The following is an 11699-nucleotide window of genomic DNA, read 5'->3' as shown; positions in this document are numbered from 1 at the left end:
CGGGCCCGGGCCGGCGGCGGGCTCGCGGCTCACGTGAGCACCCGCCGGGCGGTCCGCAGCACCAGGACGAAGAACGGGCCGCCCAGCAGGGCGGTCACCACTCCGATCGGCACCTCGGCCGGAGCGGCGGCGGTGCGGGCCACCACGTCGGTCAGGGCCAGGAACGCTCCGCCGAACAGCAGCGACAACGGCAGGATCACCCGGTAGCTCGACCCGGCGAGCAGCCGGACGGTGTGCGGCACGATGATGCCGACGAAGCCGATCAGGCCGGTCGCGGAGACCGCCGCCGCGGTGCCCAGGGAGGCGGCGGCGATCAACAGGTAGCGGGTGCGCTGCGGGTGCAGGCCCAGACTCTTCGCCTCGTCGTCACCCACCGCGAGGACGTCCAGCTCGCGGCGGTGCAGCAGCACCACCACGGTGGTCAGCGCGGCGTACGGCAGCACCAGCAGCACGTCGTGCCAGCCGGCGGTGGCGAGCCGGCCGAGCAGCCAGGAGTAGACCGGCTGGATGCTGTCGGCGTGCTTCTGCAGCAGGTACGTCTGCCCGGCGGAGAGGAACGCGGAGACCGCCACCCCGGCCAGGATCAGCATCGCCGGTGAGTTGCTGCGCCCTCCGCCCGCGCCGAGCACGTAGGTCATCGCCACGGCGAGCAGCGAACCGGCGAACGCGGCCAACGGGATGGTCATCGGCAGCCCGGAGATCGAGCCCTCCCGGCCGGCGCCGCCGAGGGCGATCACCGCCGTGACCGCGAGGCCGGCGCCGGCAGCCACCCCCAGGAGGTACGGGTCGGCGAGCGGGTTGCGGAACACGCCCTGGTAGCAGCCGCCGGCGAGGGCGAGCAGGCCGCCGACGAGCAGGGCCAGTACGACCCGGGGCAGCCGCAACTCGGTGACGATCGCGATTTCCCGCTCGGACAGCCCGCTGTCGAGGTGGACGCCCGGGATCAGGTTGAGCAGTTCGGCGGCGACGCTGCCGGCGGGCAGGCTGACCGGGCCGAGCGACACCCCGGCGACGAGCGCGACGAGCACCGCGAACACCCCGGCGACCAGCCAACGCTTGCGCATCCCGGCGGGCCGGGCCACGGAGGGCAGCCCGGCGGGCCGGGCCTCGGCAGGAGGCTCGGCCCGCTCAGACGACGGCGGCGTCTCGGCCGGCCGACTGGTTGGTGCCGGATCGGACACCGGTCGCGGCCCGGTCACCGACGGACGACGGTCACGCGGGCACCTTGGCGACCGCGTCGATGATGACCCGGAGAAGGTCGACGACGCGCGGGCCCCAGCGGGAGGCGATGTCGTCGTCAAGTGCGACCACCTGGTTGTTCTTTACCGCGGTGAGCCCGGCCCAGCCGCTGCGCGCCTTGACCGCGTCGGCGTTCTGCTGGCAGCACTTGGAGTCGGCCAGGAAGACGAAGTCCGGGTCGGCCTTGACGATGAACTCCTGGGACAGCTGCGGGTAGCCGGCGTTCTTGCCGTCCGCGTCGGCCGGGTCGGCGATGTTGGTCAGCCCGACCTGGCTGTAGAGCGAGCCGATGAAGGTCTTGCTGGTGGCGCTGTACAGCTCCGGACCCAGTTCGTGGAAGTAGGTGAGCTTCTCGGCGCGCTGAGGCAGATCCTTGACCAGCTTGGCGATGTCGTCCTTCATCCGGGTCACCACGTCGGTGGCCTGGTCCGCGTGCCCGGTCAGCATGCCCAGCTCGGTGATCTGCCGGTACGAGTCGTCGAGCGTGGTCGCCGCCGGGGTCCGGTAGACCGGGATCTTCAGCTTGCCGAGCTGGTCGACGACCTTGTTGCGGTCGTCGGAGAGCACCACGAGGTCGGGGTTCTTGCCGGCGATCGCCTCGGCGTTCGGCTGGTAGGCGGAGAGGTCGGTCTTGGGCGCGTCGGCCGGGTAGTTCGACTGGTCGTCGACGGCGGTCACCTGCGGGCCGGCGCCGATGGCGAAGAGCATCTCGGTGGCGCTGGGCGACAGCACGACGATCTTCTCGGGACGCTTGTCGAGGGTGAGCGCGCCGACCGTGACCGGGTAGGCGGCGGCTGCGGTGCCGGCGCTCGGCTTGTCGTCGGCCTTCTCGGCGCAGGCGCCGAGGGCGAGCGCGGCGACCGCGAGGGTCGCGGCGAAGAGCCGGGGGGTACGTCTGAACATGGGGGCCTCCTGTCGGTCGAGGAGTGTGGTGCTTCGCCGACAGGGACTTTCGTACGCCCGCCCACGAGGCGCCCTTCCTCGAGAGCGCGTATCGCGACCGATCCGTAGGCGACCTGGCTCGTCCCCACCGGGGTGGGGCATCACAGTTGCGGGACAGCGCCGGGTTTCGCACCGGCTTCGCTGCGGACTGGTCGCTAAGACGGTAGCGCACCCTCCCGACGTGCCGGATCGACCAAGGTTCGATCGGCGCCGGACGATCGACCGTGCCGCCGCGCGGTGCGGGATATGTCCCGGATACAGACCATCGGGAGCGGGTGGTGGGGCCCCGCCGGGCGGAGCGGGGCCCCACCCGATCAGGAGGACGTGATGGTGACGTTGTCCACAGCCGCCTCCACCAGACTGGCGCCGGAGGCGTCCGCCGCCTCCACGAGGATGCGCACCGACTGGCCGGCGTACGGGCTGAGGTTCAGGTTGGCCACCGCCCAGCTCCCGTTACGGTTGGTTGCCGCGCCGGCCTGGGTGAGCAGCGCGGTGGTGCCGCCGTTGTGCACCACGCTCACCCGCAGGTAGTCCGCCGACGAGGCGTTCGAGCCGTGCGCCAGGTACCAGGCCAGCGAGAGCGTCAGCGTGCCGGACGACGGCAGGGTCACCGCCGGCGACCGGGCGCTGGTCACGCCGCCGTCGACGTCGTGGTCACCGGCCCCCGAACCGGCGAGCCGGCCGCTGACCAGGTCGTTTGAGCCGGCGTACGGGGTGAGCTGCTTGGCGCCGGAGGACGTGGTCGCCTGGGCGGCACCCCGTTCGAACGCGCCGAGGGTGGCGGTGTCGGTGCCGGACGGGTTGATGGTCCAGCCGGTGGCCGTCTCGAAGGTGTCCGACCAGACCGTGGTGCCACCACCACCGCCGCAGTACTGCGTCTGCTTACCGATCGCCCGGTACGGGCAGTCGGCGTACTCACTGAGCATCAGCACCGCCTCCCGGTTGCGCGAGGTCTGCGCGGGGATCACCTCGTCGGGCGGGTAGAAGCCACCACCGCCGGACGAGCCGGGATACATCTCGAAGGTGTACGCCCAGATGTTGTGGGTCGCCCACATCCAGTCGATGCTGTCCCCGTCGGTGATGTAGAGATCGCTGGACTGTTGCGGGGTGTAGTTGTTGGTGGCCGCCATCTGCTGCCCGATGGTGGCGAAGGTGTTGTACTGGTCGGCGCTCATGCCCGTCGCGGTGTTCGCGGTGGTGTAGCCGTACGGCCAGAGCACGAGCTGCGAGTACGTGTGGAAGTCGATGTTCGCCTTGATCTGCTGCACGCCACCGACCACCCGGCCGTTGACGAAGTTGCGCAACGCCTGCGTCTCGGGGGCGGAGAACGCCGACGGACCCCGGTAGGTCTCCGACGAGGTGCTGCCGGACGAGCCGCCGCAGCAACCCCAGTTGTAGGACCAGTTGCGGTTGAGGTCGGTGCCGACGTTGGACGAGCCGCTGTTGGGCTGCCGATTCTTGCGCCAGGACCGGTACGACCCGGTGGCGATGTCGTACTCACTGCCGTCCGGGTTGACCGTCGGCACGATCCAGAGCTCCCGGCTGTTGACGATGTTGGTGATCCGGGAGTCGCCGCCGTAGCTGTCGGTGAAGAGGTTGAGCAGGTAGATCGCCATCTCGACGGTCAGGTGCTCACGGGCGTGCTGCTGGGCGTTGAACAGGATCTCCGGTTCGCTCTCGTCGGTGCCGACGTTGTCGGAGATCTTCACCGCCATCAGGTCGCGGCCCTCGTACGACGTACCAATGCTGATCTTGCGGGCGATCGCCGGATGGTCGGCGACGACCTGGTTCACGACGGCGGTCAGTTCCGCGTAGTCGTGGTAGTTGGAGTCGGCAGGCGGGAAGGCGAGCGTGCCGATCTCACCGGCGCCGCGCTCGGCGTTGGGCGGCGGAGCCAGGGGTTCCAGCCGGAAGCCGAGCTTGCCGATCGCGGCGGCCTCACCGGCGGTGGCCGAGATGTGCAGCACGCCGTGTTCGGAGTAGTCGATGGCGGCTCCGGTGCGGGCCACCGCGTTGCGGTCGGCGAGGGTCCGGGGCCCGAGCACCCGGTAGCTGGCGGCGGCCGGCTCGGCGGTCCGGTCCGGTGCCGGCTGGGCGGCGACCGGACCGGTGGCGACGGTGACGATTCCCAGTCCGGTGACGACGGCGAGCACCAGGACGCGGCGGAGAGGAAAGGGCGTGCGGAGGGCCATGGACTACCTCCTCGATGGGCGGGAGATCCCGCTCGGTGAAGGACACTTCACCACCTGTCACATGGTCATATCAATATCAATCGCTGGCTTCTCCATCCCGAGCCGATCATCTCGGCGGCAATGATTTTCCAACCACGAACATCTGGCGAAACTTCTCTCCAGGCGGAAAACTGACCAGCGACGATGCCCCTCTCGACACCGCGGAGCCCCCATGGCCAGATCCCGCCTGCACGCGGCCGCCCTCGCCGGCGTCACCGCGCTCACCCTGCTCGCCACCGCCGCGCCCGCGACGGCGGCCCGCCCGCCCGCCGTCAGCCACGACGAGCAGATCACCTTCCAGGACTGGTCCGGGCCCGCCGACTGGCACCGGGGCGACCGGTCCGGCACCCGCGTGGTGCCCGGCGCACGAGCGGGCCTCACCCTGGCCCGGCCAGCCGGCACCACCGAGTACGCCGACCCGCACACCGGCGCCACCCGCACCTGGGAGTACGGCACCTGGACCTCACCGGTGACCCGGATCGGGTTCGACGCCACCGAGCTGATCGCCTCGTGGAACGCGGAAACCCCCGCCGGCACCTGGATCCAGGTGGAGATGCAGGGCAGCTACACCAGCGGTGACGAGACCCCGTGGTACGTCCTGGGTCGCTGGGCGTCCGGCGACACCGACATCAAGCGGACCAGCGTCGAACGGCAGGGCGATCCCTGGTCGACGATCTGGACCGACACCTTCAGCATCGACGACGCCGCCGCCGGAGTGCTGCTGCGGTCGTACCAGCTCAAGCTGACCCTCTACCGGGCACCCGGGCAGACCGCCGCACCGGTGGTCCGGATGCTCGGCGCGATGAGCTCCACCGTGCCGGACCGGTTCACCGTGACGCCGAGCGCCGGGCACATCGCGTGGGGCGTCGAGCTGCCGGTGCCGCGCTACTCGCAGAACGTGCACGCCGGGCACTACCCCGAGTACGACGGCGGCGGCGAGGCGTGGTGCTCACCCACCTCCACGGAGATGGTGGTCGAGTACTGGGGTCGCAAGCCGTCGGAGGCCGACACCTCCTGGGTGGACCCGACCTACCCCGACCCGACGGTCAACCACGCGGCCCGGATGACCTACGACTACGCGTACGACGGCGCTGGCAACTGGCCGTTCAACACCGCGTACGCGGCCAGCTTCCCGGGCCTGGAGGGACGGGTGACCCGACTGCACTCGCTGGACGAGCTGGAGCGTTTCATCGCCGCCGGCATCCCCGTCGTGACCAGCCAGTCCTTCCTCGCCAGCGAGTTGGACGGCGCGAACTACGGCACCTCCGGGCACCTCTTCGTGGTGGTCGGCTTCACCGCCGACGGCGACGTGATCGTCAACGATCCCGCCTCGTCCAGCAACGACGTGGTGCGCAACGTCTACAAGCGCGCGCAGTTCGAACAGATCTGGCTGCGGACCAAGCGCACCAACGCCAGCGGGGGCACCTCCGGCGGCTCGGGCGGCATCGCGTACCTGATCAAGCCGGTGTCGAAGCCCTGGCCCAAGGTCCCCGGTTCCACCAACTGGTAGGCCCCCACCCCCACACCGCACCGCACGGCCCTGCCCCCGCCCCTTGCGTCGGTGATCAAGAGGTTTGCGTCACGGATTCAGCCTCCGGTGACGCAAACCTCTTGATCACCGTGAAGAGTCGGTGGGCGGGGTGGTTGGGTCCTGGTCTTCGCCGGCCAGGGCGGAGCGGAGGCGTTCCTTCTCCGAACGGCGGCGCTCGGTCGCGTCGGCCATCTCTCCGGCCATCTCGTCCCGCCAACCGCGCAGCAGGAAGAAGGAGAGCGCGGCGGAGAAGACCAACGCCAACATCAGCTTCAGGAACACGTTCATGTCGATCAGCCAGAGGCCCGCCAGTACGGCGACGAACAGCCCGATCCGGCCCAGCGTGTACTTGAGCGCGGCGCTCACCCGCACCACTCCGTTCTCTCCGTCGCCCGCCGATGCCGGCGGAACTGTCGATCCGCCCGGTGGGCGGTAGCGGTCAGCCGGTCCGGCGGGCCAGCCAGCGGACGCCCGGGAACCAGACCACCGCGTACGCCACGGTGAACGCCGCCGCCGCCAACGCGCCGGACAGCAGCGGTGGCAGCCCGGCGCCCAAGCCTGCGATAAGCAGCCCGACGAACACGCCCACGGCCGCCGCGACGACCGCCGCCAGCACCCGGGCCGCGCCGAACTCCCAGGCCCGGAAGTCGTCCCAGAACAGCCACGCCGGCAGGATCACCGCGAGCCAGCCGTTGGTGCGCCCGAAGTCACCGGCGCCGATCGAGGCGAACGCCCAGTCGAACAACACCAACGCCAACGCGCCGATGACGACTCCGGCCAGGCACACCCCGAGCAGATCCCCCAGGGTACGGACCCGCCCCTCGGCGTCCCGGCGGGGAAACCCGCTCTGCGGCCCGGAACCGCCCTGCTGCCCGGAACCGCCCTGCCTCTCGGAACCGCTCTGCTCGGTCATCGACTGCGAGGGTACGTGGTGGCTCAGGCCCAGACCTGCTGCGGCTCGGCGCGCCGCTGCGCCAGCGACGGGGCCTTGTCGTACTCCCGGACCACGTTGTAGCGGGTGTCCCGCTCGACCGGCTGGAAACCGGCGTCCCAGATCAGGTGCAGCAGGTCCTCGCGGTGCATGGTGTTCGGGGTGCCGTACGAGTCGGCATCGTGCGTGATCTTGTATTCGACGACCGAGCCGTCCAGGTCGTCCACGCCGAAGTTCAGCGAGAGCTGGGCAACCGACAGCCCGTGCATCACCCAGAAGTTCTTCACGTGCGGCACGTTGTCGAAGAGCAGCCGGGAGACGGCGAACGTCTTCAGCGACTCGGCCGGCGACGCCATCGTGGTGCGCGCCTGGATCCGGTTGCGGATCTTGCCGTCCGCCGAGTCGACGAAGTCGTGCTGGTAGCGCAGCGGGATGAAGACCGCGAAGCCTCCGGTCTCGTCCTGCAGCTCCCGCAGCCGCAGCACGTGGTCGACGCGGTGCCGAGGCTCCTCGATGTGGCCGTACAGCATGGTCGCCGGGGTCTTCATGCCCTTGCGGTGCGCCAGGGCGTGGATGCGCGACCAGTCCTCCCAGTGGCAGGCGTGGTCGACGATATGCTGCCGGACCTCCCAGTCGAAGATCTCCGCGCCACCACCGGTCAGCGACTCCAGGCCTGCATCCATCAGCTCGTCGAGGATCTCGTCGGCGCTCAGGCCGCTGATCTTCTCGAACCACTGCACCTCGGTCGCCGTGAAGCACTTGAGCTTGACGTTCGGCAGCGCCGCCTTCAGCTCGCGCAGCACCTTGGGGTAGTAACGCCAGGGCAGCGTCGGGTGCAGACCGTTGACGATGTGCAGCTCGGTGAGCTGCTCGTCCTCCATCTCCTTGGCCTTGCGGACCGCCTCGTCGATGCGCATCGTGTACGCGTCCTTCTCGCCCGGCTTGCGCTGGAACGAGCAGTACGCACAGGACGCCGAGCAGACGTTGGTCAGGTTGAGGTGCCGGTTGACGTTGAACATCACCCGCTCACCGTTCAACTCGGTGCGCTTGTGGTGCGCCAGCCGCCCCAACCAGGTCAGGTCGTCGCTCTCGTAGAGGGCGACCCCGTCCTCCCGGGTCAGCCGCTCACCGGCGTACACCTTCGCTTCGAGCTCACGCTTGAGTCCGGCGTCCATGGCACGTCCCTTCCACCTGCGGTCCGGATCGAGCGTACGTCGCGGGGCCGACGGCCCCGGCGGCACGGTCGCCGGCAGCGACCCACTTCACCGAACTCTCAGCCTCCCGTAACCCGGCCACGCATCGACATGAGTGGCGAGGTGCGGTAGTAACAAGGTGGGGCGGAACACACACACTGGTACCGTCCCGGCGGTCGCGCCCACCGTGCGCGGCGAGGAGCAGCGGGACGGGGAGCGGCATGATCTACAGCGGGCGCGGGCGACGGCAGCGACGACGGAGCCCGGTGATCTCGCCGGTGCTGCGTCCGAAGCTCTGGGCCGCCCTGCTCGGCGCGATCGCCGCCGCTGTGCTGTCGACCCCCGCGTACGCCGAGCCGGGACTGCCCACGACGGTGCCGGACACCGGCGCCCGACCGCCAGCGATCGGCGCGGTCCAACTGCCCGGCGGCCCACCCGTCGCCGGCGTCCCGGCGCCGCCGGTGGGCACCATCGGCACCGGTCCGCTGGCCGCGCAGATCTATGCCGGCGAAGCCCAGGTCGGCACACTCGGCGAAGCGCTCCTGAAGGTCAAACAGAAGCAGTCCGACGCCAAAGCCCAGGTGGAATCTGCCGGCAAGGTGCTCGCGAGCGCGCAGGACGCCCTGCTCCGGGCCCAGCAGGAGGCCGACGCGGCCGCCGCCGACGCCGTCAAGGCAGCCGCCGCGCTGCCGCCTGGCGACCTCGCCCAGGACATCCGTGAGTTGAGCCGCCTCCAGCAGATCACCCGGGGCGAGAAGGTCGACGGCGGCACCACCGGCGTGGCCGGAGGGCTGTCCCGAGCCCGTGCCGGTGAGCAGGCGGCGTACCAGAAGCACACCGAAGCCAAGAACCTGCTCGCCGCCGCCGACGCGGAGTTCACCACGGGCGAGGCGGCGCTGCGCACCGCCGAGGCGAGCCTGCTCAAGTTGCGCCGCGACAACGCCGCCCAGCTGATCGAGATCGAGCGCCAACAGGAGGCCGCCGAGCAGCAGATCGGCGCCGGCTACGTCTCCAACCAGAGCATCAGCGGCATGGCCGCCCACCCGCGGGCACTTGCCGCAGTCCGGTACGCGCTCGCCCAGCTCGGCGACCCGTACAAGTGGTCCGAGGAGGGGCCGGACCAGTTCGACTGCTCCGGTCTGATGTGGGCGGCGTACCGGTCTCCCGGCGCCGACTACTTCGACCTGCCCCGGGTCTCCCGCGACCAGTACGCCGCCACCCGGAGCCGGACGGTGCCGCAGAGCGCGCTGCTCCCCGGCGACCTGCTCTTCTTCGCCTCCGGCAGCAGTTGGACGACGATCCACCACGTCGGCATGTACATCGGCAACGGCAAGATGGTGCAGGCACCCACCACCGGCGACGTCGTCAAGATCTCGGTCGTCCGCTGGACCCGGCTGTACGCGGCGACCCGGGTGATCGGCGCGGTGCCGGCACCGATCGTCTCCGTACCGACTCCGCCGGTCCCGACGCCCACCCCGACGCCGACGCCCACGAAGTCCGCCACCCCGACGCCGACGCCGACGAAGTCCGCCACCCCGACCCCGACGCCGACCGGCAGCGCGACGCCCACGCCGACGCCGACGCCCACGAAGTCCGCGACCCCCACGCCGACGCCGACCAAGACCACCACCCCGAGCAACACGCCGACCACGCCGCCCTCGGCGCCCACCAGCGCGCCGAACAGCACGTCGCCGCCGACCACGCCGGAGGCAACCACGAGCGCGACGGGCGGCGGCAGCCCGTCGGGCAGCGCCAGCACCGCTGGTTGATCCGCCACGACCCGCTCCGGCTGTCCGCTCGGGGATATCTGTGGCACGGTGACAACCAGGCACATCCGACTCGACGTCACGGGTCCGGGTGCGAGCATGGCGCGGAGGGCGGAGATGGCCGAGCAGAGAGATCCGGCGGAGACTGTCGACCCCGTGGTCGACCGAGCCGACCCGCCAGGGCTCGGCAGCGCCGACCCGGTGTCCGGCGCGCCGTCGTCCACCGACGCCGAACCAGTGGCCCCGCCTGCTGACCCGGCCCCCAGCGACACCGCGTCCCCCGACAACACCGCATCCCCCCGCGGCGACGCCGCCGACACCGGTGACGCCCCCGTCGGCACGGACGCTCCCGCTGTGGCCACCGCGCAGGCGACGCCCGCTGAAGCCACCGGCCGAGCGACGCCCGCCGAGGTCGCTGGGCAGGCAGCGCCCGCCGAGGCCACCGCGCAGGCAGCGCCCGCCGAGGCCACCGCGCAGACGACGCCCGCCGAAGCCACCGGCCGAGCGACGCCCGCCGAGGTCGCTGGGCAGGCGACGCCCGCCGAGGTCGCCGGCCAGGCGACGCCCGCCGGGCCCGCCGGGCAGGCAACGCCTGTTGATGCCCGCCCGGGGCAGCCCGCCGCCCCGGTACGGGCTCGCGCCAGCGTCGCGACCGCCGGGGCATCCCGCGGCGACCTGCCGGCCAGCGCTCAGGTCACCCCGACCACCTACCGCGCGACCGGCTCGGCCGACGTTCCGGTGCCCGGGCAGCGCAACGACTCGACCGCGCCGGCCCGGGCCAGCGCGACCGTTCCCAGCAGCAGCCGGGTCACGGCCGGTGCGGTTGGCACGCCGGACCCCCGGGGCAGCACGCCAACCGTCTACGGAGCCGGGCCGGTGAGTCCCGAGCCACCCGAGCCGGCGCAACCGCCGCAGCCGGCCCAGCCACCGGAGCCGTCGACTCCGGAACCGGAGCCGGCACCCACGCCACCCGGGCCCGGGCCGACCCAGCCGGCACCACCCGAGCCGGAACCCGCGCCGACCCCGGGGCCGTACCCGCCCGGCCCGATGCCGACGCCACGGCCCCGACCCACGCCACCGCCCGGTCCGGTCCCGCCCGTTCCGGGTCCACCCGTACCGCCGCCCTCGCCGGTGCCGCCCATCCCGGGTCCGCCGGCGCCGCCCGTCCCGGGCCCACCCGTTCCGCCACCCGCACCGCCGGTGCCCGCCCCACCAGGCCCGCCCGGCCCGATGCCCGCACCGCCGTTCCCGCCGCCGCCGGCCATGACCGACACGCCCGGCGTACGCGCCACCGCATCCGTCTCCGCACCGCCGTCCGGATGGTCCACCGCCGCCGAGACGACCCGCTCGACGTCGGGCGGCGGGTGGACCGAGACGCCCGCCGCCGCGCCACCGGTGGTGCCCGCGCCCGCGCTGCCGAGTTGGCCGCCGTCCAGCGTCGGTGCTCCCCCGTCGACGGGAAGCGGCACCGGAAACTCCCGGACCACCGGGCCGACGGGCAGGCCGGCCGTCAACTCCGGCCCGGGTACGGCCAGTGCACGTGGTGGGCGAGGCGGCGGTGGCTCCGACCTGGCCGGCACCGTCTACGGCAGCGGCGAAGGGCCTGGTTTCACCACGATCGCGATGCCCACCAACGCGGTGGAGACGTCCGGCTCGTTGACCGGGCACATCCTCGCCCAGGGCTGGGCTGACACCCCGGCCGAGCGCTCCCGCAACACACGGGTGGTGATCGTTCTGGTCGCCGCCCTGGGGCTGCTGGTCGCGATCAGCGTCATGATCGTCCTGCTCGCCGGCGACGCGCTGGACGGTCTCGTGGGCGGCGTGCTCAACGGGTGAGCCGCCGAGGGGACGCGATGGTGAGTCCGC

Annotated in this window: 9 protein-coding genes; 3 read left to right on the top strand and 6 right to left on the bottom strand. The window is 71.8% G+C overall.

Translation table 11 applies throughout. The features are described 5' to 3' along the window. Positions 1–29: 29 nt before the first annotated feature. From ABGB10_RS25475 to ABGB10_RS25465, 3 genes are all read right to left on the bottom strand, one after another. Positions 30–1064, bottom strand: coding sequence for an iron ABC transporter permease (locus ABGB10_RS25475; RefSeq protein WP_347663558.1), 1035 nt, complete (start codon positions 1062–1064; stop codon positions 30–32). A gap of 148 nt (positions 1065–1212) precedes the next feature. Then, complete coding sequence (locus ABGB10_RS25470; RefSeq protein WP_347663478.1) at positions 1213–2142, bottom strand: ABC transporter substrate-binding protein; 930 nt, start codon at positions 2140–2142, stop codon at positions 1213–1215. Positions 2143–2495: 353 nt separating this feature from the next. After that, complete coding sequence (locus ABGB10_RS25465; RefSeq protein ID WP_347663477.1) at positions 2496–4373, bottom strand: M14 family metallopeptidase; 1878 nt, start codon at positions 4371–4373, stop codon at positions 2496–2498. Between the two features lie 211 nt (positions 4374–4584). Between ABGB10_RS25465 and ABGB10_RS25460 the strand changes: the two genes are divergently transcribed. Next, positions 4585–5922 carry a C39 family peptidase gene (locus ABGB10_RS25460; RefSeq protein WP_347663476.1) on the top strand — a complete coding sequence of 446 codons (1338 nt, stop codon included), beginning with the start codon at positions 4585–4587 and terminating at the stop codon, positions 5920–5922. Positions 5923–6027: 105 nt separating this feature from the next. Here ABGB10_RS25460 and ABGB10_RS25455 read toward each other — a convergent pair whose 3' ends face one another. The 3 genes from ABGB10_RS25455 to mqnE all read right to left on the bottom strand — a co-directional run bounded on the left by ABGB10_RS25455 (position 6028) and on the right by mqnE (position 8049). Then, entirely contained in the window at positions 6028–6309 is a 282-nt protein-coding gene (locus tag ABGB10_RS25455) for a DUF4229 domain-containing protein (RefSeq protein WP_347663475.1), read from the bottom strand. A gap of 73 nt (positions 6310–6382) precedes the next feature. Continuing rightward, entirely contained in the window at positions 6383–6856 is a 474-nt protein-coding gene (locus tag ABGB10_RS25450) for a hypothetical protein (protein WP_347663474.1), read from the bottom strand. A 23-nt stretch (positions 6857–6879) separates the two neighbouring features. After that, positions 6880–8049 (bottom strand): aminofutalosine synthase MqnE, encoded by a 1170-nt coding sequence (gene mqnE / locus ABGB10_RS25445; protein WP_347663473.1) that lies wholly within the window; start codon positions 8047–8049, stop codon positions 6880–6882. A 239-nt stretch (positions 8050–8288) separates the two neighbouring features. Here mqnE and ABGB10_RS25440 point away from each other — a divergent pair, with 239 nt between their 5' ends. Further along, complete coding sequence (locus ABGB10_RS25440; RefSeq protein ID WP_347663472.1) at positions 8289–9836, top strand: C40 family peptidase; 1548 nt, start codon at positions 8289–8291, stop codon at positions 9834–9836. 114 nt (positions 9837–9950) lie between these two features. After that, on the top strand, positions 9951–11669 hold the full coding sequence (locus ABGB10_RS25435; RefSeq protein ID WP_347663471.1) for a hypothetical protein: 1719 nt from the start codon (positions 9951–9953) through the stop codon (positions 11667–11669). The last annotated feature ends 30 nt before the right edge of the window (positions 11670–11699 follow it).

It is taken from the genome of Micromonospora sp. B9E7 (genome assembly GCF_039871815.1).
Taxonomy (GTDB): Bacteria; Actinomycetota; Actinomycetes; order Mycobacteriales; family Micromonosporaceae; genus Micromonospora.
This window is presented reverse-complemented; position numbering and strand designations above follow the sequence as displayed.